The sequence below is a fragment of the Flavobacterium sp. ALD4 genome (assembly GCF_002836475.1).
Classification (GTDB): Bacteria; Bacteroidota; Bacteroidia; order Flavobacteriales; family Flavobacteriaceae; genus Flavobacterium.
Map to the genome: position 1 here is coordinate 398,650 of NZ_PJBJ01000022.1, position 25,190 is coordinate 423,839.

The 25,190-nt window shown below is 36.4% G+C and carries 15 protein-coding genes; 4 read left to right on the forward strand and 11 right to left on the reverse strand.

Annotated elements, in window-relative coordinates:
* Positions 1–6: 6 nt before the first annotated feature.
* The 3 genes from CXF59_RS01795 to CXF59_RS01805 form a co-directional block, all read right to left on the reverse strand.
* Positions 7–2,064: a S41 family peptidase gene (locus CXF59_RS01795; protein ID WP_101136127.1), complete on the reverse strand. Its 2,058-nt coding sequence runs from the start codon at positions 2,062–2,064 to the stop codon at positions 7–9.
* A 233-nt stretch (positions 2,065–2,297) separates the two neighbouring features.
* Entirely contained in the window at positions 2,298–3,380 is a 1,083-nt protein-coding gene (gene gcvT / locus CXF59_RS01800) for a glycine cleavage system aminomethyltransferase GcvT (protein ID WP_101135999.1), read from the reverse strand.
* A gap of 470 nt (positions 3,381–3,850) precedes the next feature.
* The gene (locus tag CXF59_RS01805) at positions 3,851–5,389 is read right to left on the reverse strand and encodes a S10 family peptidase (protein ID WP_101136000.1); all 1,539 of its coding nucleotides are present in this window, start codon (positions 5,387–5,389) and stop codon (positions 3,851–3,853) included.
* 347 nt (positions 5,390–5,736) lie between these two features.
* Between CXF59_RS01805 and CXF59_RS01810 the strand changes: the two genes are divergently transcribed.
* From CXF59_RS01810 to CXF59_RS01820, 3 genes are all read left to right on the forward strand, one after another.
* Complete coding sequence (locus CXF59_RS01810; RefSeq protein ID WP_101136001.1) at positions 5,737–6,591, forward strand: NAD(P)H-hydrate dehydratase; 855 nt, start codon at positions 5,737–5,739, stop codon at positions 6,589–6,591.
* An 852-nt stretch (positions 6,592–7,443) separates the two neighbouring features.
* Positions 7,444–8,238: a HipA family kinase gene (locus CXF59_RS01815; protein ID WP_101136128.1), complete on the forward strand. Its 795-nt coding sequence runs from the start codon at positions 7,444–7,446 to the stop codon at positions 8,236–8,238.
* The gene (locus CXF59_RS01820) at positions 8,216–8,599 is read left to right on the forward strand and encodes a DUF3037 domain-containing protein (RefSeq protein WP_101136002.1); all 384 of its coding nucleotides are present in this window, start codon (positions 8,216–8,218) and stop codon (positions 8,597–8,599) included. The genes CXF59_RS01815 and CXF59_RS01820 overlap by 23 nt, the downstream gene beginning before the upstream one ends.
* Before the next feature lie 150 nt (positions 8,600–8,749).
* Here the strand turns inward: CXF59_RS01820 and CXF59_RS01825 are convergent, their stop codons facing one another.
* The 6 genes from CXF59_RS01825 to thrA all read right to left on the reverse strand — a co-directional run bounded on the left by CXF59_RS01825 (position 8,750) and on the right by thrA (position 18,635).
* Positions 8,750–9,259 (reverse strand): GNAT family N-acetyltransferase, encoded by a 510-nt coding sequence (locus CXF59_RS01825; protein WP_101136003.1) that lies wholly within the window; start codon positions 9,257–9,259, stop codon positions 8,750–8,752.
* 1,100 nt (positions 9,260–10,359) lie between these two features.
* The gene (locus CXF59_RS01830) at positions 10,360–11,355 is read right to left on the reverse strand and encodes a YhdH/YhfP family quinone oxidoreductase (RefSeq protein WP_101136004.1); all 996 of its coding nucleotides are present in this window, start codon (positions 11,353–11,355) and stop codon (positions 10,360–10,362) included.
* A 587-nt stretch (positions 11,356–11,942) separates the two neighbouring features.
* Positions 11,943–12,563, reverse strand: a complete 621-nt coding sequence (locus tag CXF59_RS01840) for a fasciclin domain-containing protein (RefSeq protein ID WP_101136006.1) — start codon at positions 12,561–12,563, stop codon at positions 11,943–11,945.
* Positions 12,564–13,791: 1,228 nt separating this feature from the next.
* Entirely contained in the window at positions 13,792–15,081 is a 1,290-nt protein-coding gene (gene thrC, locus CXF59_RS01845; RefSeq protein ID WP_101136007.1) for a threonine synthase, read from the reverse strand.
* A 116-nt stretch (positions 15,082–15,197) separates the two neighbouring features.
* On the reverse strand, positions 15,198–16,118 hold the full coding sequence (locus CXF59_RS01850; RefSeq protein ID WP_101136008.1) for a homoserine kinase: 921 nt from the start codon (positions 16,116–16,118) through the stop codon (positions 15,198–15,200).
* Positions 16,119–16,187: 69 nt separating this feature from the next.
* A complete protein-coding gene (gene thrA, locus CXF59_RS01855; protein ID WP_101136009.1) occupies positions 16,188–18,635 on the reverse strand; it encodes a bifunctional aspartate kinase/homoserine dehydrogenase I in 2,448 nt (815 codons plus the stop codon).
* Positions 18,636–19,296: 661 nt separating this feature from the next.
* On the opposite strand from thrA, the gene hutH reads away from it, so the two are divergent.
* Positions 19,297–20,805 (forward strand): histidine ammonia-lyase, encoded by a 1,509-nt coding sequence (hutH, locus tag CXF59_RS01860; protein ID WP_101136010.1) that lies wholly within the window; start codon positions 19,297–19,299, stop codon positions 20,803–20,805.
* Positions 20,806–20,955: 150 nt separating this feature from the next.
* Here hutH and rimK read toward each other — a convergent pair whose 3' ends face one another.
* Together rimK and CXF59_RS01870 are read right to left on the reverse strand one after the other, a co-directional pair.
* A complete protein-coding gene (gene rimK / locus CXF59_RS01865) occupies positions 20,956–22,326 on the reverse strand; it encodes a 30S ribosomal protein S6--L-glutamate ligase (RefSeq protein WP_101136011.1) in 1,371 nt (456 codons plus the stop codon).
* A 142-nt stretch (positions 22,327–22,468) separates the two neighbouring features.
* Positions 22,469–25,018 (reverse strand): ATP-dependent Clp protease ATP-binding subunit, encoded by a 2,550-nt coding sequence (locus CXF59_RS01870; protein WP_101136012.1) that lies wholly within the window; start codon positions 25,016–25,018, stop codon positions 22,469–22,471.
* Positions 25,019–25,190 lie beyond the last annotated feature (172 nt).

A 25,190-nucleotide genomic window follows, 5' to 3' on the forward strand; every position in this document is an offset into this window, starting at 1 on the left:
ATGAAATTAGGGTAATATTCCCTTTCCATTATTTTTTGCTGTATTCAAATCATTAATTATAGCAATCGCTTCATTTAAATAGTGGTTTTTTTTCAATGCTTCCAACTGAAATTTATTATTTGCTTTTTCCAAAGGATTAATGGTTAGCAGATAATTATTGAGGTTTGAATTATGGATAAGTAAATTGTTGCTTTTTGTTTCGAACGCATTAATTTCCTCCCACATTTCATTGATTTCAGACTGACCTTTAATGGCGGAGTCAAGAGTCACCGGTTGTGCTAATTTTGGCGTGTTTATTAAATCGTCAATTTTTTTATTGAGTTCTTTTGTTTTATTGAAATAGGAATTGCCAGCGATCCTATCCGTGCTTTTTTTTGCGATTTTTGTCATGGCGCTATTTTTCATATAGCGCTTAAAAATTAGTAGAGTTGCAATACTGTCGTTTTTTAAAGCAGTGGGGTTGTCTCGCTCCTTTGAATAAATGCTTTCATAAATTTCTGGAACTATTACATTGGGAACAATTCCCGTTGCTTGATTGCTTTTTCCGGTAACCCGATAAAATTTATTAACACTGACTTTCACAAAGTTTTCGACGTCATTAGGTTCTAATGACATTATGGACTGCATGGTCGCTTTGCCCACAGTGGTACTTCCCAGCAGTAGTGCTCGATTGTAGTCTTGCAATGCGCTTGCAAAAAACTCACTTGCTGAAGCTGAATTCCCGTTTACCAGGATCACTATCGGATCTTTGTAAATCATGCCTGGATAAGGGTCACTTATAATAGTTTGCTCTTTTTTGTTATCCAGTATAATGGAGATAGGACCGGAATCGATAAACAGTCCCGCCAGTTTGATGGCCTCTTCCATGGATCCTCCTCCATTGTCCACTAAATCAATAATAACACCTTGAATAGAATCTCTCTGGAGTTTTAGCACTTCGATTGCAGTGTCCTCTGCGCAACCTTTACCGCTATTCCCTTCAAAATCAGAATAGAAACTTGGGATTTTAACATAGCCGTATCTTCGTTTATTATGTTCGGCAATAAAACTGTAAACTGTGTTTCCCTCGTCTTTTAAGAGCTTTTTTTCCACAAGTACCTCAAAATTTTTACCGGAGCTTCTTCTCAGTGTCAGTATGATTTTTTTATTAACATCCGAAAGAATCATATTCGAAATAGCTTCCAGAGTGTTGCAGGAAACCTGTACCGTTTGTTTTAGGTTAGAAATCGAAATGATTTGGTCTCCTTTTTTTATTATGCCAGTTTGAAAGGCAGGACCGTTGGGATTAAGTTTGATGACTATAATTTCATTGCGCTCGTTTAAGCTCACGTTTAACCCTAACGAAAAATGCTCTTTTGATAAAGAAGCCATAAAACTGGATTTGGCATCCATGTTGAAATAGGCGGTATGTGGGTCGAAATAACTACAAAAATGATCAAATAAACTTTCTTTAAAACCAGAATTTCTTTCCAAAATTGCATTTATTTTACAGATTTCATTTTCTATAGTTAATTTCTTGGATGGGGGTTCTAATGCTGTAAATGCAGCTGCTATGGAGTCTAAATTGCTGTTTTGAAAAATAATATCATCAAGAATTTCATATTTAATTTTTTTTCTCCAGACTCTTTCGACTTGTTTTTCTTCCAGATAAAACGGAAATGCTTTTTTATAAAACCGAATCGTATCTTTTAGTTTGTAATCGATCGTATCAGTCTTCATTTTTTCTAATAGGGCTTTGTTTCTCAAAAGGCCAACTTTGTAGACCTTGACAATATCCGAAAGGAAAGAGCAATCGTTTGTATGGATTAAGTCATCCAGGTTTAAACGGTATTTAAGGGAAAGTGAATCGTATTCTGATTTCAGGAAAATATTTCTGTAAGGATCTAGCGCATCAATAAAGGAATCAAACAGAAAAACTGATAAACTATCGTCTATGGGTTTTGGTTGCAGATGTTCGCTTTGAATAAGCGTTGATATTTTAGTAAGTAGTACACATGTTTTAACATCATTTTGAGCAAATAGCGAAAATGCAGTTAAGAAGAGGGCAAGTGAAATTTTTTTCATCTCCGCTTTATGTGTATCGAATACAGTTAACAAGCAAGTAATTTTACTTGAATCATAAAGTTACGTAAAGTACTGTATTTCAGCTAATTTTGACAATCATTTAAATCGTAAAATTTTGTATGAATTGTGGGAAGGTAAAATAAAAAGAAACCGCTGATTTGCTGATTTCTAAAAACACCCCAGAGGATGCGATCAAAAATCAGCAAATTAGCGGTTAAAGAATAAGTATTACTTTATTTCTTGTAGAAAGGCAATTTTACTACTTTAGCAGGAACGTCATTTTTTCTGATACGGATATAGATGTCGTTATCCACTGCGCTGTTAGCAACAGTAACATAACCCAATCCAATTCCTTTGTTCATTGATGGAGACATTGTTCCTGAAGTTACAATCCCTATTGCAGCTCCTGTTCCGTCTACGATTTCGTAGTCATGTCTGGGCACTGCACGTTCTTGCATTTCAAAAGCAACTAATTTTCTAGTAACTCCCTCTTCTTTCTGTTTTTTCAAGTTCTCGGAGTTGGTAAACTCTTTAGTGAATTTAGTAATCCAACCCAATCCGGCCTCAAGTGGAGAAGTCGTGTCGTTAATGTCATTTCCGTACAAACAGAGACCCATTTCTAGACGCAAGGTGTCACGTGCCGCCAAACCGATTGGTTTTATTCCGTAAGCAGCTCCGGCTTCAAAAACTTTATTCCAAATTTGCTCTACGTCTGCATTTTTACAATAAATTTCAAAACCTCCTGAACCGGTGTATCCTGTAGCAGAAATAATCACATTATCAAGTCCTGCAAAATCAGCCACTTCAAAATGATAATATTTAATGGCAGCTAAATCAACGGAGGATAGGGCTTGCATCGCTTCAACGGCTTTAGGCCCTTGAATCGCCAATAATGAATAATCGTCTGAAACGTTTTCCATTTCTGCTTTCACGTCATTATGAGATGAAATCCAATCCCAATCTTTATCTATATTTGATGCATTGACAACTAGTAAATACGCTTCTTCTTTTAATTTATAAATAAGTAAATCGTCTACGATACCACCTTGATCGTTTGGTAAACAAGAATATTGCGCTTTGCCCACGGTCAATGTTGAGGCATCATTAGAAGTCACTTTCTGAATCAAAGCTAAAGCATTTGGACCCGAAATAAAGAATTCCCCCATGTGTGAAACATCAAATACACCCACAGCATTACGAACCGTTTCATGTTCTGCATTTACTCCTTCATATAAAATAGGCATATTGTATCCGGCAAACGGAAGCATTTTTGCTCCCAAACCCTCGTGTATGTGCGTTAGCGCAGTATTTTTCATGGTGATTTTGATATAAAAATTTAAGTGGCTAATTTATTGATTTTTTATGAAGTGGCAAAGTCAAACAGAAATTGATTCAAACGTTTTCGTATTCTTGTAATGATAAAATATATAGCTTTTGCTGTCGTAAACCTGTTTTCTCTTAAGAGCTAATTCCAGCTATCCATTTCAAGTCCTCGTCTTGCCAAAAAAGGCTTGACTGTGGGCTTTCCATTTCTATCTGGGCAAGTGCATTTGTTTGTTCGATTCTATTTATTATAAAGATTTACTTTGGGGTACTAAAGAACAAAGATCAGTATACTGCCTAATAACGATCTCGCTAAAAAGATCTGCTGGTTTAACCTTTGTCAAAGTTGTTTAGCTATTTATAATAACTTTGACAAAGATTGTATTACCGCATTAGAAGTATTGAAAAGGACCTGCTATTGAAACTTTTGAACAGGATTGTAAATGCTACTGGCTAATTGGCGTTAATATTTTGCTGGTTCTACAGTTTTGGGCAGCGACTGCTTTATAAACGCTCTAATATCATCATTTGCAGTTTCTAAATCTTGTTTTCTTAAATACATCATATGGCCACTTCGGTATCCTTTCCAGCTCATTCGGTCTTTTAGCTTACCGCTGGGATCCATTTGCCATAAATTGTATTTTGCATTAAAATAATCACAGGCACCATCATAATATCCGGACTGAACCATCACATTCAAATAGGGATTTTGTGCCATAGCCTGACGCAGGTTTTCACCCGTTGCATCATTAGAATTATCCCAAGGACGTACAGGACCAAACATATTGTATTTAAAATCCGTTTTATAATTCAAAGTATTGCGAATGTACATATTGATTGCAGGAGTAAAAGAATGAAGCCAAGATGTTAATTCAGCATTAAAATCAGGGCTATCCCCTGCATCCTTTCGGTCAATCCCTTTATAGCGGGAATCTAATCTTCCTACGGTAAAACCTTGGTCGCGCAACAATTCTTTCCAGAAATAGCTATAAGGCACATCTAGGTTATTCTGCATCACTACTTTTTCTGAAACTCCAGAATAACGAGCTATTTTTGCAGCTATTTCTTTTCTTTTTCCTTCGTCGAGGGAACCACCTTTGCTTAACGCAGGGAGTAGTTCATTGATAGTAAAGTCTTCCACTTCGGGTAACATATCCGTCAAATCTTTATTTTGTAAATCGGGAGGTAGCATTTTATGGAACCATGCTGTAGCAGCAAAATAGGGTAATTTAAGTGCTCCGTCAGCCGCTACTCCACGAGTGATTCCTAATGTTGTTGGGGAAACTAATATGACTCCATTAAGATACATCCATTGGTTGTTTTGTAACTCTAACGCCAATCCAGAAACACGAGTGGTACCATAGCTTTCGCCAATAAGATATTTAGGCGAAGCCCAACGGTTTGTACGCGTTACAAAGCCACCAATCCAGTTGGCTAAATATTTTACATCTGCGTTGATACCAAAAAATTTAGTTGTTGGTATTTCTTTACTTGTTGCTCTGGAATAGGCTGTATTAACAGGATTTACAAAAACGATATCAGCAACATCTAAAATAGAATAGGGATTTTCTTTAATTCCATAAGGCTGTAATGGATATCCTTCATCATCAATATTCAACAAATTAGGTCCTGTGTATGCAATATGCATCCATACCGAAGCAGAGCCAGGACCGCCATTGAAAGAAATTACCAATGGGCGCGAAGCACGATCCTTCACATCTGAGCGTTCATAATAGGTGTAAAATAGTCCGGCAATTGCTTTTCCATCTTCATCCCAAACAGGCATGGTGCCCGTCGTAGCTTGATAGGAAAATTTCTGTCCTTTAATTGTAGTTGTGTGCTCTGTAACCACATTTTGATCGGGATTGAATACCAGATTAGCGGGAGAAGGTTTTTCGTCTTTGGCAACCGCTTTTGTGGCTGCAGTTTCGGAACTGCTTTGTTGGGCATACGAATGACTTATAAACCCAGTTAAGAGTAGTAAAAATAATGTTTTTTTCATGAGATGGTTTATCTGGTTTTAACGGCAATTTTGGAGGTACTAATGTATTGTTTTTTAAAGTAATAACAAATAGTGTTAAAAACAGGTCTGTAAGAAATAATGGCTATTTTAAATTTATCGTAAAATGACTTAAAGTTACACTGGGGATAGCAAATTAAGGCAACAAAAAAAATTTAATTTCATTAAAATAATGATTTTTTGCCAATCAGGAATGCAAACGAACTCAGTTTCAGTTTTCTCTCCGGTCATTGTGAGTTCCGATCGATATCGGAACGAAGTAATATGGATTTTTTGAGTAAAAAAAATTGTCATATAAAAAGCGTAATTTTAAACAAACAAATCCTACGATGAATCCGATATACGTTGACCAAAAAGAAATTTTAAAACGCTATAGACCTATTGATGCCCAAACGCACAAAGGCATCCAAGGGCATGCGCTAATCATTGCGGGAAGTTATGGCAAAATAGGGGCGGCGGTTTTGGCTTCAAAAGGCTGTTTAAAAACCGGCTGTGGCTTGGTAACTGCTTTTGTTCCTAAATGTGGATATCAAATTTTGCAAATGACGATCCCTGAAGTCATGGTTTTGACGGATATGGAGAAAAAACACCTCTCTACGATTGCATTCGACATCAAACCGCAGGCAGTAGGAATCGGTCCGGGAATCGGGCAGAAGGAAGTAACGCAAAAAGCACTGCAGGAGTTCTTGATAACCAATAGTATTCCACTAGTGATCGATGCCGATGCACTGAATATTTTATCGAAAAACAAATCCTGGCTTACGTTGTTGCCATCCAAAACGATTCTGACCCCGCATCCCAAAGAACTGGAACGACTGATAGGAGAATGGGATTCAGAGGAAGAAAAATTCGAAAAAACGATCGCCTTTTCGCTTCATTATGATGTGATTGTCGTTATGAAGGGAGCGCCAACGCATATCATTGATGCCGAAAAAGTGTACAGGAATACTACAGGAAATGCGGCTTTGGCCACAGCCGGAAGCGGGGATGTTTTAACTGGAATAATTACGAGTTTACTGGCACAGTCCTATGAACCTATTAATGCTGCTGTTCTTGGTGCGTACCTTCATGGACTTACGGCTGATATCGCTTTGCCAGAAACGGGCCATCAGTCTTTCATCGCTTCGGATATTATTAAGTATTTGGGAAAAGCGTTTTTGAGTATTACAGAGTCGAAACTATGAAAACAAAATTAGATTTTCAATTCGTTGAATAAATTAATAAGTACGGTTTCTGAAGGTCTCGTCGCTTGAGAATTCTATAATAAAATCAGTGTTTTTGCTCAAAATAATAAATGTTTTTTTGCTTTTTTCCTTTGTAATAAGTGTCAGAAAACTTTGTTTTAAAAGATAAAGTGGTCTTCGATTTTTTGATTTCAGGGCGTTTGTTTAGGAACTCCGTTTCATCTAATTTGTATGGTTTTAATCTGAGATTTGAGAAATTATAATTGCTGTGCGGGCAAGATATTGATTTTCGACACTATCTTTTATCGTGGAAACAAAGACTTCGTCATCAGCACTAAAGGATAGTTTTTTTTCTTTTGACAAATATATCGGCATGCTGTTGTTATCAGTTTCAAGACTATAAATCCCGTCGTAGGCAATTGTTATGTTTTCTGAAAAAGTCCCGTCAACATTTAGCTTGATTTCTTTCTTAAAAGATTCTCCTTTGATGGTGATTTTATCTGAAAGAGTTATTAGCTCGTTAGAAGTTGTAAAGGAAGCATAACTAAAATTAACAAGAGGAAGATACTTTTTTTGTCGGTTATTTTTTTTAAGGTTATACCAAACGAATTTACGTTTTAATCCAAAGTGCTCTAGTATAATACCGATATAATAGGAAAGTAGTACATTGCAATTGGACTAAATTAAATATAGAGTCGGCATTGCTCAAATATCGCTTATTTCTTATAATTAAATCGTTTTAATAGGGTGATAAATACTAACAAGTTTCTTTTTAGGGGTATCATTAAATTAGTTGTTCCAGTAAAATCGAAAGAACTAATTTGTAAGTTTGTACCCTAGTAAATTATGAATATGAAAAGCAACTTCAATCTTCGAACCGTAAATGTTACGCGCTACATTAGCCCTTTGCGAGAAGGCGGCTCACTGCCAGCTTTGGCGGAAGCCGACGATGATTTTAAATACGTCCTAAAATTCAAGGGAGCCGGTCATGGCGTAAAAGCCTTAATCGCCGAATTGATAGGAGGTGAGGTTGCGCGTGTTTTAAAGTTACAGATCCCGGAGTTGGTGTATGCAAATCTTGATGAAGCTTTTGGTCGTACCGAAGCAGATGAAGAAATCCAAGATTTATTGCAAGGGAGTCAAGGTCTCAATTTAGCCTTGCATTTCCTTTCCGGAGCTATTAATTTTGATCCTGTAGTCACCGTAGTGGACGCTAAAAAGGCCTCTCAAATCTTATGGCTGGACGCTTTTATCACGAATGTAGACCGAACGTTCAGAAACACTAATATGTTGATCTGGCACAAAGAGTTATGGCTTATAGATCATGGGGCAAGTCTTTACTTTCATCATTCTTGGACAAATTGGGAGAAGCACGCCCAAAGCCCGTTTGCACTTATTAAAGACCATGTATTGTTGCCGCAAGCTTCTATGTTGCAAGAAGCAGATGCTTTATTCAAGACGATTTTAACGCCAGAAACGTTGCGGTCTATAGTAAATCTTATTCCTGAGGAATGGCTGGACTGGCAAGATACGGACGAAAGTCCTGATACAATTCGTGAAGTCTATCTTCAGTTTTTATCGATGCGCCTGAACCATTCTCAAATTTTCATTAAAGAAGCCCAAAATGCAAGAGAAACACTTATATGAGTACTCGGTAATCCGTGTTGTGCCGAGGGTAGAGCGTGAAGAGTTCCTCAATGTGGGGATTATTGTTTTTTGCAAAAAAGCGAAGTTTATAAAGATGCTGTATACCATTGATGGGGCGAAGATGCAACTGTTTTCCGGTGATTTAGATTTGGAACAACTGCAGTTAAATCTGGAGTCTTTCCAGAAAATTGCACACGGAACGAACCAGGGCGGACCCATAGCACAATTTGATATTCCGTCTCGTTTCCGTTGGTTGACAGCTTTGCGCAGTTCTGCCATACAAACTTCTAGGCCACATCCGGGCTTGTGTGCCGATTTAGATAAAACTACTCAAAGGCTGTTTGAAGATATGGTATTGTAATGGTTGAACACAAACTATATAAGCACCTGAACAAATAGCACGTAGTACGCGGCTAAAAATTTAAATTAATTTTAATTACTTATCCGGTCAAGAACCGATAATTTTACTAGCTCTTTTGCCTCCTACAAGGATTATTTAGGATAAGGAAACTTATCCTATTTTTTTTTCTAAAACAATAAATTCCAAAGGTTCTTTTACGATGGAAATATGAATATCGCTTATTGGGAATGGTTCTCTTTCTCCGTTATCTACATACCCGTGGCGTTTGTACCAGGCAATTAGTTCTTCCCGGAGAGAGATAACCGTCATTACAATTTTGGGCAGGCCCAATGCCTGTGCATGAACTTCTGCCTGTTGCAATAATTTTTTTCCAAGGCCGCTATTTTGTAATTCAGGTGAAACTGTCAGCATTCCTAAATACAATTCCTGCTCCTTTTCTACCAGTAAAACACAGCCTATAATCTGATTGTTCTCTGTGAATTTTAGCATCGTGTTTTTGGTGTCTGCAATGATTTCTGTCAGTTCGGCTTCGTTGGTTCGGCTACCTTCTAATATGTTAGCTTCTGTGGTCCATCCCTTTTTAGAATACTCGCCACGATACCCCGAGTTGATTAATTTATTTAAGCCTGAAACGTCTTCTGCTGTTGCTTTTGTGATCATGGGTGGATATGCTGAATTATGATTTTACAGTTACAAATATAAAGAAAAAGGACACAGAAAAATAGTGCTTTTACAGTAGAGTCTAACTAGTAATTCACAATACTATTCCACGCAAGTCAGATCGTATATGGTAAGTTTTACTTTCAAAGTCCTTTTAGTTTAGCATACGTCTTAACGTGAGTGCTTTCTTTCTCCTTGATACTTTCTATTCTCTGGAAAATGGGTTGGCGAGCACAATTGGGACACTTCTCTGACGGCTATTTTTAATTTTTATTTAATAAAATATCAGCATGCGCAGCTACTTCAGTCCATGTTTTACTGATACTGCCTTTGCTGCTAAAGCGTCCCCGTTTTTTAAATTCATTACTCCATCAAAAGATAAACTTATATCACTATTCTTACTGAATTGTAAAAGAATAGTTGCTGTTTTTCCGTTTTAATAACACATTTATTAAACAGGTATTATTAACAGTAACTTTAAACTAACTAGAAATAAGTTCCGTGTCTTTAAGGACTCTAGAAAAGAATTTTAAAATCTTAGGGTCTCAACTTCTGGTAGCATCATTAGTACATAAACTATTTACTAGAATACTAAATTAGGTACTATTTAAAGTCTCTAAAGTTGTTTCTTCTTGTACAGTATTACGTAATGATATCTTTTTTAAATACATCTCTAACAGCTGATTTATCAGTTGTTTTATAAGTAGTAAAACTCACTTTTGCAGAATCATTCACTATAGTGTACGTTCCTTTTGTCGTCTGATAGTTAGTTTTTTTGTGGAGTATTTACATCCAATGGTAGTAAATAGAATCATTCCTAGTGCAATTAGTTTTAATTTTCCCACGGTACTATTATTTTTTGTATTGCAAAACTAGATTTAATTTGTAGACAGTATAATTATATTGATTTATAGTTTTTTAAAGATAAATTAAACGGAATAGAATGTTAAGAGGGGTTTAGCTTAATACTATTTTATGCACGAAATAGCCCCGTTATTGTAAACCAATAGCGGGGCTAAAATTGTATTAAAAACTTATTTTAGGATTAGCTGTAAATTTGTAAGTTTTTTTTTATGAAATAATATGCTGTATGCCGTATTTTATAGTTCCATATTTATAATAGTTCTTCCTTTTAACTTTCCATTGAGCATTAAATCAATTTTTTCAGACAATTCGTTTAAAGTTATTTCAGTAGCTATGTCGACTAAATTGTCTGGCTTCCAATCTTTAGATAATTTATTCCACACTTGCTCTCTGTAGAGCATAGGATAATTCTGAGAATCAATACCAATTAAACTTATACCTCTCAAGATAAAAGGAAATACTGTTAAATCAAGTTTTGGTGAGGCGACATTACCACAGCAAGTTATCACTCCCATTGGATTAGTTGATTTTATTATATTTTCAAGAATAACACCGCCTACAGTATCTATACCACCGGCAAAAGCGGGTTTTAAAAGTGGTTTATTATCCATAGATTCAAAATCTTCTCGCATGATAATAGTTTCAGCTCCAAGATTCATTAAATAAGCACGAGCTGTTTCTTTTCCTGTTATTGAAGCAACTCTGTATCCTAACTTCTTTAAAATGGAAACGCTTAAAGCGCCCACACCTCCGGTGGCCCCTGAAACCACTATTATACCGTCCTCTGGTTTTACCTTTTCAGTGAGCATTTGTACGGACATTCCTGCTGTTAGTCCCGCTGTTCCTAATGTCATAGCCTCTTTCATGCTAAGATTTTCGGGTAACTTAACAGCCCAATTCTCAGGGATGCTAATAAATTGCCCAAATCCTCCGTCTGTATTCATACCTAGATCATAACTGGTAACAATCACTTTATCATCAACTTTGAATTTATTAGTTTTCGATGATACAATTGTTCCAACGGCATCAATTCCTGGTGTATGTGGATATTTTCGAGTAACTCCTTTATTTCCAATTGATGAAAGGGCATCCTTATAATTAAGAGAGGAGTAATGAACTTTAATCAATAAATCACCTTCGGGTAAATCACTTACTAATTTTGATTTTACTTCTCTGATATAAGTCCCTTCTTTTTCTTCTACTACAAATGCTTTAAACGCTATTTGGTTCATAATTTATTTGTTATTTTTAATTTACAGTTTGTGTTTTTTTTTTCGGTAGGCCGTATAACCCTTGATATTCGAATTATAGCGGATTGTATCTTTAATGGATCCAAGTTACAAAAAAAAATGAACCGGTTACAAGCGTAAATAGAAGTATCGGTTTTCTATAAAAAATAAAACTTAACAATTTCACCTACAGTAAACTAACCTAATTTTAAAATAAAATGGAAAGTCAGGCCATATAAAAAAACCGACTGAAAATCACTTTTCAGTCGGTTTGTATGTTAATAGGAACTTTAAGCATTACCCCAAAAAAGATTTGAATTCCTCGTAGGTTTTTATTTTTGTGCTCACTTTCTTTTTCCTCATCACGCTTTCTATTTGAGAGTGGATAGGCCGTTTTACGTTTAAAACTATATGGCGCGGATTTGCAATCCGTGCCCACTTCAATTGTCCATTCCAACAGAAATTGAAATAATTTATGTTTTAATTAGTTTTTTCTCCTTTAATTTACTCTGCTGTTTGCGTGCACGTATTGCAAATCCATGCCACCGGGTTCAATCGAAAATGATAAAGCCGATATTATAAAGTAATACTTATGGTTTTATTGGCAATGTTATTGGCAAGAGCACAGCATCCACTACATGAATAATTCCGTTTGAAGCAGAGATGTTAGGGGATGTTATATTTGCTGTATTGCCTACCGCAGTAATCATTTTATTATTATCTACTGAGAAAGTAGAGCCTAGCAGGGTTGTTATTGTTCGTGAACGATTTTTAGGAACTACGCTATTGGCGGCTCGGCGTCCTTCGACAACATGATATTTTAATACATCCAATACCAATGTTGCAGGTAGATCGGTAATCTCAGTAACGTCAAAAGCATCATATAGGTCATAAAATGCATCATTTGTCGGAGCAAACACCGTATATTGGTCTTTTCCTTCTGAGAAAAGGGGTACCAGACCAACATAGTCCAGAGCGGCTACAAGCTCAGTGAATCCTGCATCCTTAGCAATTGTTGCAATCGAAGCGTCACCTTTTTTAGGGGCACTATTTTCCGATTTAGAGGTTAATCCAGCCGCAGTTGCAGTGGAATTAGCAGCATCCATTCCTTGAATTTCCTGATTATCACAAGAAATGATGACCATTGACATAGCAGCAATCAAAATGAATGCTTTTAAGGTTCCGAATAATTTAAAAGTGTTAGTTTTCATGGTTTTTTTTTAAAATTAATAAAATCGAATATTTTTTTAAACGTTTATAGCATAAAGTTAAACCAATGAAACTCACTATAAAATTGTTTAACTATAATTTAACAAACAGCTGATTGTTAGGTTGTTACAAAAAATTAGTAATGTTTTATTAAAAAAATTACTGATTTTTTGTAACTCTGTACAAGCTCATTTTATGAAAAATATGGTTTTACAGTCTAAGTAGTTATTCTTAAACTCTACAAATAAATCGATGTACCCATAGAGGCATTGAAGGTCATGCGCTTTTCAGGGAAACCGTTTGTTTCAGTACCGAGCGTGCATCTCCTAAAACGTGTCTATGCTACCATAAAGTAGCCGCTTCCTGGTCATTTAAATAATGGTAAACCTTTTGAGGCCAGTGATCCCTTTTGCGTATAGTTACGGGTGAACCAAGTATCAGGGTTTCCGTTGCTTGCAGATTCGGTATGTCCTCTATACAAGTGTGTCACTAGTGGTATTCCGATACAGGGTCAATTTTCTGGCATTGCCTGATGAACCGGCGCGTAAACGGGCAACAAGTGGGGAAGAGGGGCGTTGTCGCCCATTAATTTATTTTACATTTTACCGTGACGAGGATATTGCGTCTTGCTCTAAAGCAAGGGCCGGGATGACTGCCGTTATCTCCCCATACCCTTGTTAACATTGGATTGCCAAAATTATCTTTTAAACCCACATCCTGCGTAAACTGGGTCATGCTTATCTCGTAATGGGTTCCATTAGGAGTCGTGGGCTGAATTACCGATGGAATAGGCAAGGGATTAACGAACTTTTGTCGTGTGGAAGGATAGAGTAACGACTGACTTTGGGTGTCTGTGGTTGCAACCGCCAAAATTCCTATGATTAGCACAAGCAATGTTCCTTTTTTGTAATTTTTTGCGATGATGCTTCGTATTTTAAATTTATATTTTACAACTGGAAGTAGGTCTAAAAAGAAACTGGTAAGATCTTACGGGGGGGTGTCGGTTGTCTAAATAAAGTTAAATACAATTCAAAACTAAATCAAAGGTTTAAATATTTTATTTTTGACCTAATTTACTCTTTTACAGCGTTTTATGATTTTTATTATAATCGTCGGGAGTTACCCAGATAGCACGAATGATTAATTCCCATGTTATCAATCGATTGTCCATAAAAAAAACGACTGAGAATCGCTTCCCAGTCGTTTGTTTATTGGTGGGTATTTTAAGAATTATCCCAAAAACGCTTTGAATTGCTCGTAGGTTTTAATTTTTGTGCTCACTTTCTCTTTCCCAAGTACGCTTTCTATTTGCGCAGGGATAGGCAGTTTCACGTTTAAAGCCGGTTCCACCGTATCCAGAAACTTGATTGGATGGGCAGTTTCCAAGAAAACACCAATAGACTCGGGGTGGTTTTGCAGTTCTTTTTTCAGTCCCAGATAGCCGATTGCACCGTGTGGTTCGGCAATGTAACCGTTCTTGTTGTAAATGGTTTTCATGGCAGCTAAGGTCTCAACGTCAGAAAATGTAAAGGAGGAAAAATCCTTTTTGAATTTCTCTAAATCATTGTCATATATTTCCTGAATACGAATGAAATTGCTAGGGTTTCCCACATCCATGGCATTCGAAATCGTCTCTCTGGAAGGTTGTGCGTCATAAACTCCGTTCTCTAGGAAACGGGGAACTGTGTCATTCACATTAGTAGATGCTACGAAATGTTCCACTGGCAATCCCATTTTTTTGGCTATGATTCCCGCACACACATTTCCAAAGTTTCCACTTGGACAAGAGAAAACCAAATTTTTGTTTTGTTTTTTTAGAACTTTATAAGTAAAGAAAAAATAGAACATCTGTGGTAACCAGCGCGCAATATTGATAGAATTTGCGGAAGTTAGATTGTGATGTTTTAGACTTTCGTCTAGGAATGCTTTTTTGACCATGTCCTGACAATCATCAAAAAAACCATCTACTTCAAGCGCTCTAATGTTTTGTCCTAGAGTCGTCAATTGTCGCTCTTGAATATCACTCACTTTTCCTGACGGATAAAGTATAATCACTTCAACACCTTTTACACCAAGGAATCCGCTGGCAACTGCACCACCCGTGTCTCCGGAAGTTGCTACCAAAACTGTATTTTTACTGTCTTTTTTGTCTTTGTTAAAGTAGCCCAAACAACGGGACATAAAACGCGCTCCTACGTCCTTGAAAGCCATTGTGGGGCCATGGAATAATTCAAGGGAATAAATGCCTTTTTCTACTTCGACAACTGGGAAATCAAAGCACAGCGTATCGGCAATAATTTCCTTTAGTATGACAGCGGGAATTTCATCTCCAATAAATTGTTTGATAGCTTCAAAAGCGATTTCTTCATTGCTCAAACTTTCTATAGCATCAAAAAAATCAGAAGACAAAGGGGTTATAGTTTCTGGAAAATACAATCCTTTATCAGGTGCTAATCCTTGTATGAGCGCTTCCTTAAAGGAAACTTTTGGAGCGTTATGGTTTAAACTGTAGTATTTCATTGTAACTTTTATTTTCTTAAATCTTTTACCACTGATTTACTGATTTAAAATGATTTTAAAAATCTGTGAATTAGTGGCTATTGTTTCACTATTTTATTTTGGACTTTGACTAGGAACTATAAAATTCTCATGCCATTAGCATTTACTTTAGAAACGTGAATTTCATAAGGTAAGTTCATTTCCTCATAGACTACACTCATGGCTTTTGCGATTTTGTCGGCGGTGTCTTTTCCTTTACTTAAAGCAAAAATAGAAGGCCCTGATCCTGATATTCCCGAACCTAAGGCGCCGTTTTCCATAGCCGTTTTTTTGATTAGATCAAAACCGGGTATTAGCACAGAGCGCAAAGGCTCCACGATTTCATCATGAAGGGAACGCCCTATTAAGTCGTAATCTTGGGTATATAATCCCGCTATTAGACCGCCCACATTTCCCCATTGCATAATCGCGCTTTTGAGAGAAACCGTTTGCTTCAATACGGAACGCGCATCTGATGTTTTTAATTCAATCTGTGGATGAACGACCGTGGCGTATAATTCTGAAGGACTTTCTATTTTTATAATATCTAATGGGCTGTAGCTTCTCACCAAAGTAAATCCACCCAAAAGGGCAGGGGCTACATTGTCAGCATGGGCGTTGCCACAAGCCAGTTTTTCGCCTTGCATGGCAAACTGTACCAAATCTTTAGTTTCAAAAGGGCTTCCTAATAAGGCATTGATCCCATAAACAGCTCCTGCTGCACTGGCTGCACTACTCCCGATTCCGCTGCCTGCTTTTATTTTTTTGTAAATTTCGATATCAAAACCAAAATCGGTTTCAACCGCATTAAGCAAAGCTAGTCCGGCAACACCCGCAACGTTTCGTTCTGTTTCCAATGGTAAATCGGCACCCACAATTTTAGTGATGCGGATCCCTTTTTGATTGGATTTTCTTATGATCATTTCGTCCCCTACATTGTCCAAGCAAAGTCCGAGCACATCAAACCCACAGGATAGATTAGCAATGGTAGCAGGGCAAAATATTTTTATTTCATTCATTTTTGATAGTCTTAAAGTCTAAAATCGTTAAAGTTCAAAGTTAGCATGCCTTTGGATATTACGACTAATTTATACGTTTCCAATTCGAATCACATCGGCAAAAATTCCGGAGGCGGTAACCTCAGCTCCTGCACCAGCCCCTTTTATCAATAGTGGTTGATCGACATAACGGTCCGTAAAGAACAATACGATATTATCTTTTCCTTCCAGGTTGTAAAAAGGGTGGTCTTTTGCGATGAATTGTAAACCAACGCTTGCTTTCCCATTTTCAAATTGAGCAACAAATTTCAATCTGCTTTCTTTTTCATTGGCCGCAGCCAAAATTCCTTCAAAATGAGCAGCATGTTCTACAAGAGATTTGAAAAAATCGGTATTATTTGTTGTTTCCATGCATGCAGCAGGAAGAAAAGATTCGTTTTCAATGTCTTCAATTTCCATTTCATAACCACTTTCTCTAATCAAGATCAATATCTTTCTTGCAACATCGATTCCGCTCAAATCTATTTTCGGGTCCGGTTCAGTAAATCCTTGAACACCGGCTTCTTTTACGACTTTTTCAAAAGAATTATTTTTATCGAAATTATTAAAAATAAAGTTTAAACTACCGGATAAAACCGCTTGGATTTTGTTGACCTTATCTCCTGAAACCACTAAATTTTTAACGGTATCAATGATGGGTAATCCTGCTCCAACATTCGTTTCAAACAAGAAAGGAGCATTGTATCTTCGGGATAATCTTTTAAGATTTTTATAGTTTTCAAAAGCAGAGGAACAGGCAATTTTGTTACAAGTAACTACGGCAACACTTTGTCTTAAGAAATGCTCGTATGTTTTAGAAACACTTTCGTTTGCAGTGATATCCACAAAAATACTGTTACGTAAATTCAGGTCTTTTACTTTTTTAATAAATAATTCTTGATCAGCGGCTTCTCCTTTGTCTATAGCCGATTGCCATGCCTTTAAATCAATTCCGTCTTCGTCAAAAATCATTTTTCGGGAATTAGACAAAGCGATTACACGCAGGTTCATTTTTAGGTTTTCCTTTAGGAATTTCTTTTGTTGGTTAATCTGCGCGATGAATTTCTCTCCAACATTACCAACTCCCATTACAAACAAGTTCAATTGTTTAGTATTGTCTTCGAAGAAACGTTCGTGAAGTGTGTTCAATGCTTTTTTCACATCTTTTTGATTGATTACCGCTGATATGTTTCTTTCGGAAGCACCTTGGGCAATCGCTCGGATATTGACATTATTTTTTCCTAATGTGCTAAACATTTTACCGCTCAACCCTTGGTGATTTTTCATGTTTTCACCCACTAATGCAATAATGCATAGGTTTTTTTCCACGATACAAGGTTCTATTTTGTGCTGCAAAATCTCGATTTCAAAGGCTTTGTTAATTGCGGCTTCAGCGGCTTCGGCATCCTCATTCAGAATTCCAATACAGATGGAGTGCTCAGAGGAGGCTTGGGTAATAAAGATTACATTGATCTCTTCTAGAGACAATACTTCAAAAAGTCGTTTTGATGAACCAGTTACACCTATCATACCGGGGCCTTCAAGGGTAATCAAAGTGATATTCTCGATATGGCTGATTCCTTTTACGGGCTGACCGTTAGAAATGGAGGTATTTGAAATATAAGTGCCTTCCGCTTTCGGTTCGAAAGTATTCTTGATATGAATAGGAATGTTCTTTCTTAGGACAGGCTGAATAGTGGGTGGGAACAACACTTTGGCACCAAAATGAGATAACTCCATCGCTTCCTGATAGGATATGGAAGCGATAGGTTGCGCTTGTTTCACGATTTTCGGGTTAGCAGTATACATTCCGTTGACATCAGTCCAAATTTCTAAATCTGTGGCGTCTAATGCTCCTGCCATTATTGCAGCGGTAAAGTCTGATCCACCACGTCCTAGTGTTGTATTGATTCCGTCATTGGACGAGGAAATAAAACCGGGCATTACGACAACCTGACTTTCATTCGAAGCAAAAAAATCGGCAATTAATTGATTTGTCACTTTGAAATTTACGGCAGCTTTTCCGAAATTACTGTTGGTTTTAATTAACTCGCGGCTGTCTTTGTAACTACTGTTTTTAAAATCTTGTTTGAGCGCCTCAGCAATTATATAAGAAGAAAGCAATTCACCAAAGCTTAAAATAGTATCTGATGTTCTATTGGATAGTTCTCCCAGAAGGAAACAACCGTCCAGTAAGGTTTCCAGGTGATTAATGATTCGTTTGATATGACTTAATAAACTGCTTTGCTCGCTTACGGCAATCAATTCTTTTACAGCAGTCAAATGTTTTTTCTCGATATCGGCAACAATTTCCTTATAACTTTCATCATTTGAAGCGGCTCTTAATGAAGCCAACTGAAGTAAATCAGTTACCTTACTGAGCGCAGATACGACTACAATTAATTGGTTTTGTTTTGCTTGGTTTTGAACTATGTCAAGGACTAGTTTTATATTTTGTGCATTGGCTACCGAAGTTCCGCCAAATTTTAATACTTTCATCTTGTTTGTTTTATTTAGAAAAATGGCAATGCTATTTACCCACCTAAAATCTTTCCTTCTAAAAAAAAAGAAAAATATAAATTAGGATTATATGTAAAATTTATACCCCTAAGGGGTAGTAGTTGTTGTTGCTGTAAATGTAGAAGTAACAGGGAGTGCAACCCAAATTTGAGTTGTTATCGAAGATTGATATGTTGTTCTGTTATTTGTCATTATAGTTTTTCAAAAATACAGCTTTTTATAAAAAGCTAAAGCCTTTTATCTGTTTTTTGCGAATATTTTAATAATTAGAAGAGATTTTGCCTTCTATTGAATATTTCTTATTTTAAAACGATGTTATGAAGGGTATTGTCATTTAACGTATGAATAAAAAGACATAAATAGGGATTTTTGAGGTTTTTTTTTAATTGTAGTTGCTAATTTCTTCAATTTAACTGGTGCGGGTGCCGGTTTTGTTTAATGGTCGCAGGAGTGACTTTTTAAAATATTGCTGCTTGTTAAGCGTGTCAAAGCAATAAAAGTGCTTTTTATCAAAGCAGGATTATTCTGCAATAAACTGCATCAATTTTAGTAAAGTCGTGCTTTTTGTTATAAATTTTAAATTATATGTTGCTTTTTAATATTGATTTCTCGAATTTTGGCTTTTTAAATTAAAGCTTAAATGGACAATACACATTATATAAGTACTGCAGTACTTTCCTTGGAGACGTTAAACGAAATTATTTCACAACACATGTCATTGGAGTTATCTGATGAAGCTAAAATTAATATTCAGAAATGTAGGGATTTTTTGGACACAAAAATGGCAACTCATTCTGAACCGATCTACGGAATAAATACGGGTTTTGGATCACTTTGTAATGTTAAGATTTCTAATGAAAACTTATCAAAACTTCAGGAAAACCTCGTAAAGTCCCATGCTTGCGGTACAGGGGAAGAAGTGCCTAATGAAATCGTAAAACTGATGTTGTTGCTGAAGATACAGTCCTTGGGCTACGGACATTCAGGAATACAGTTACAGACAGTAGACCGTTTAGTTGCTTTTTATAACAATGATATTCTACCAATTATTTATACACAGGGTTCATTAGGTGCCTCTGGAGATTTAGCCCCTTTAGCGCATTTATCTTTGCCTTTATTAGGAGAAGGAGAAGTCTATTTTGAAGGTCAAAAAGTGCATTCAAGTGTAATAATGGAGCGCTTTAATTGGCAACCTATCGTATTGCAGTCTAAGGAAGGATTAGCTTTGCTAAATGGAACGCAATTCATGAGTGCTTACGGAGCGCATATATTAATGAAAGCGAATAAATTTTCTTATTTAGCGGATTTAATCGGTACGATATCTTTGGAAGGATTCGATGGTAGAATCGAATCTTTTAATGAGTTGATACACTTTATTCGTCCTCATAAAGGTCAAATTAAAACGGCTAGTCGTGTAAAAGAATTTCTAGAAGGAAGTGAAATTATCGAGCAGGAGAAAGTACATGTACAAGACCCGTATTCATTCCGTTGTATCCCGCAAGTTCATGGAGCTTCAAAAGATGCTATTGACTACGTTAAGAAAGTATTTAAAACTGAAATTAATTCGGTTACAGATAATCCAAATATATTTATCGAAAGTGACCAAATTATTTCTGGAGGTAATTTTCACGGACAACCATTGGCGTTAGCATTGGATTTTATGGCAATTGCATTAGCCGAATTGGGTAGTATATCAGAAAGAAGAACCTATCAATTGGTTTCAGGATTGCGAAACCTTCCTGCATTTTTAGTGGATAATCCCGGGTTGAATTCCGGTTTCATGATTCCGCAATATACTGCTGCTAGTATTGTCAGCCAGAACAAGCAATTAGCAACACCTTCAAGCGTAGATAGTATTGTTTCCAGTAATGGACAAGAAGATCATGTGAGTATGGGGGCCAACGGTGCTACAAAAGCGTTGCGAGTTATGGATAATCTGGAACGTATATTGGCAATCGAATTGATGAATGCTTCTCAAGCGATTCAATTTAGAAGACCGCTTCAGTCAAGTGAATTTATCGAAATGTTTTTGAGCTCGTACAGAGAAGAAGTTCCGTTTGTAAAAGAAGATCGTATTTTACATTATGACATAGAGAAAACTGTTTCTTTTTTAAACAGTTTTCAAATTGAAGATGATTTGTTAGACTAGTTTCTGGTGACTATTATAACGAGTTAAATTATTCGAAATAAATAAAAAAAAACCATCCTACTTATGAAGTTAGAATGGTTTTTTTATGCCAATTATTTTGACAAAAACTTAGCGAATTGAATAAACTAAGTTCTAAAAGTATTAAATTAATTATTTTATTTTAAAATTCTTTTCAATTGCTTTGATCATTTCGCCTGCGATATCTTTATTGGTAGCGCCTTCTATTCCTTCTAATCCAGGAGAGGAGTTTACTTCCAGCAATAAAGGACCTTTCGCTGAACGAATAATATCAACCCCGGCCACTTTTAAATCCATGGCTTTTGCTGCTTTTATCGCAATTCGTTTTTCTTCCATGGTTGCTTTTATGACAGTTGCTGTTCCACCAAGATGGATATTGGCTCTGAATTCGCCTGGCATCGCTTCTCTTTGAATGGAAGCCACAACCTTTCCGTCAATCACAAAACAACGAATGTCTTTACCGTTCGCTTCTTTTATGAATTCTTGAACTAATATGTTTGCATTAACACTCTTGAAGGCATTAATAACGCTTTCTGCCGCTTTTTTTGTTTCGGCGAGGACAACTCCTTTTCCTTGTGTTCCTTCGAGTAATTTCACGATTAGTGGCGAACCACCTACCATTTTGATCAAATCATTGGTATCTAAAGGGGAATTGGCAAATCCGGTTGTCGGGATCCCGATACCACTGTTTAAAAGCAGTTGTAACGAATATAATTTGTCACGGGATTGTGTGATTGCTGCCGCTGAGTTCAGACAATATACTTTTAACGCTTCAAACTGTCTTGTTAAGGCACAGCCATAAAAGGTGATGCTTGGTCTTATCCTTGGAATGATAGCGTCAAATTGATCTAAAATAATTCCGCCTCGATAATGTATTTCGGGGGTTTGTGCGTCCAAACGCATGTAGCACTCTTTTATATTCAAGAAATGCATTTCGTGACCGCGCATTTCGCCCGCTTCCATAATACGTTTGTTGCTGTACAATTCGGGATTAGAGGCTAAAACTCCAATTCGCAAACCGGTGCTTGCTTTTATTGAATTTTTATATAAATCTTTAAGGTTGTCAGTTGTTGGTTGACCCAAAAGGTACTGTTGCTCAGGGTCAACAAGAACTCTTCCGCTCATAGCTTCTCTTCCTAATAGCATTCTGAATCCCATGGAGTCTCTATTAGTCAATGTCATTTCAATAGGCCATCTAGAATTACCGATTTCTAAATTGGTTTGAATCACATATCTCTGTTCTCTAAATCCGCTAGAGCTTTTTACGATACGTTTGTCAATTAGAGGAGCCTCACAATGGATGACTGTTTTTAAATTATTCTGAATAGGATTGATGTCAAATCGGACCCAGTTTGTTTCGTTTTTAATAAAAGGAGCTATGTTAATAGCATGTAAAGCAGATGTTTTTGCACCAGAGTCTACGCGGGCTTTTATCGTGGGAATTCCCAGTTCAGGAAAGGAGCACCATTCTTCACTACCTAGAATAACTTTTTCTTGAGGCATATTATTTATTTTTGTTAAGGTCAAATTATAGAAGTCAAATATAAATATTTGTTTTTATAAAATATGTAGAATTTATATAAAGAATAAACCCGTTATGTTATAAAAACGTAACGGGTTTATTTTGTTATCAGAAATGGGCCTTCTATTGATTAGTTGGCTCTTCTGCTTTAGTAACTTTTACATTTAGTTCCTGAGCTCCCTCTTCAATATCCATGAAAATCTCATCTCCTGAAGAAATTTTAGAAGTGATAATTTCTTCGGCAAGTGAATCTTCAACGTATTTTTGGATGGCTCTTTTTAGTGGTCTTGCACCAAATTGCTTATCAAAACCTTTTTCCGCAATAAAAGCTTTTGCCTTGTCAGAAAGGGTTAATTTATATCCTAGTTCCGTAAGGCGAGCATATAATTTCTTCAATTCGATTTCGATAATTAAATCGATATCATGTTTCTCTAATGTGTTGAATACAATTACATCATCAATTCTGTTTAAGAATTCAGGTGCGAAAGTTTTTTTCAAAGCATTTTCAATAATGCTTTTAGAGTTATCATCTGCACTTGCAGTTCTCGCAGCTGTACCGAAACCAACACCTTGACCAAAATCTTTTAATTGTCTTGCTCCAACATTTGAAGTCATGATAATTATAGTATTTTTGAAATCAATTTTTCGACCTAAACTATCAGTTAAATAACCGTCATCCAAGACTTGTAATAACATGTTAAAAACGTCTGGATGCGCTTTTTCAATTTCGTCCAATAACACAACACAATACGGTTTTCTGCGTACTTTTTCTGTTAATTGTCCGCCTTCTTCGTAACCTACGTATCCTGGAGGCGCTCCCACTAAACGAGAGATTGCAAATTTCTCCATATATTCACTCATGTCTACTCGTACCAATGCGTCTTCAGAATCAAATAATTCGTTAGCAAGCACTTTGGCTAATTGCGTTTTTCCAACACCTGTTTGGCCCAGAAAAATAAAGGAACCAATTGGTCGGTTTGGATCTTTCAATCCTGCACGGTTTCTTTGAATAGATCTCGCTATTTTTAAAACGGCTTCTTTTTGTCCAATAACTTTACTTTCGATAAGTTCCGGTAATATAGCCAGTTTGTTACTTTCTGTTTGTGCAATACGGTTTACAGGGATTCCGGTCATCATTGAAACTACGTCGGCAACATTATCCTCTGTAACTTCAATTCTATTGTTTTTTGCATCCTCTTCCCATTGTTCCTGAGCGATTGCTAATTCTTTTTCAATGCGTTTCTCATCATCTCTAAGTTTTGCAGCCTCTTCGTATTTTTGCTTTTTAACAACTACATTTTTTAGCTCGCGAATTTCTTCCAATTGACGTTCCAAATCAAGTACCTTTTTAGGAACTTCAATGTTGGTGATGTGAACTCGTGAACCCGCTTCGTCTAAAGCATCAATAGCCTTGTCCGGTAAAAAGCGTTCTGACATGTATCTATCCGTTAGTTTGACACAAGCCTCAATGGCGTCTTGTGAATAAATAACATTATGATGGTCTTCGTATTTGTTCTTGATGTTGTTTAAAATGGTAATTGTTTCTTCTACAGATGTAGGTTCTACAATTATCTTTTGAAAACGTCTCTCTAAAGCACCATCTTTTTCAATGTATTGTCTGTACTCATCCAGTGTTGTTGCTCCGATACATTGGATTTCTCCTCTTGCTAAAGCAGGCTTAAACATGTTGGAGGCATCCAAAGATCCGGTTGCTCCACCTGCACCTACAATAGTATGAATTTCATCAATGAAAAGAATGATATCATCATTTTTTTCCAATTCATTCATTACGGCTTTCATACGTTCTTCAAATTGTCCTCTATATTTAGTTCCAGCAACAAGGCTTGCAAGGTCTAATGTAACAACGCGCTTATTGAATAGGATTCGAGAAACTTTCTTTTGTATGATTCGCAAAGCTAAACCTTCGGCAATAGCCGATTTTCCAACTCCGGGCTCACCGATAAGGAGTGGGTTGTTCTTTTTACGTCTGCTCAAAATTTGGCAAACACGTTCGATTTCTTTCTCACGTCCTACAACGGGGTCTAATTTTCCTTCTTCGGCCATTTCTGTTAAATCCCGTCCAAAATTGTCTAATACAGGTGTTTTGGATTTTTTATTGGATTTATTGGCCGGATTATTAAAATTACCTTCTTTAAGACTGTCATCTTGTCCTGAATCGTCATTATAAGAGTCTGCAGCCCTTGGTAAATTTTCCAAGAATTCTTCTTCGTTTGGTGTCATATTGATATATTGTTCTTTAGCTACATCGTAATCAATTTTAAGTTTATTCAGTAGCTTGGTTGTTGGATCGTTTTCGTTTCGTAGAATACAGAGCAATAAATGCGCTGTACTTACAGAAGAACTTTGGAACACTTTTGCTTCTAAAAAAGTCGTCTTCAAAGCACGTTCTGCCTGTCGTGTCAAATGAAGATTTTTCTTTTCTAAATTTGTTTCTACGCCAGGGGTTGCGGGGCTTAGTATCTCTACTTTTTTACGCAAATGTTCTAAGTCTACCGAAAGGTTGTTTAATATTTGAATTGCTTTACCATTACCATCTCGAAGGATACCTAGCATCAAGTGTTCAGTTCCTATGAAATCATGACCCAATCGCAAAGCTTCCTCTTTGCTGTAGGTAATAACGTCTTTTACTCTTGGTGAAAAATTATCATCCATATTGTATATTTTGTATATGTAAATTTAGTGAATTAGTATCTTAAAAACAAGAATCATACCTTAAGATGTCGTGTCAGCTAATTGACAAAAAAAATAGGGGAATATTGTAAAATAGCACTTAATTTATTAAACAAAAGAGAGATTTAATTTGTTAATAAATCTTTGAAATAAG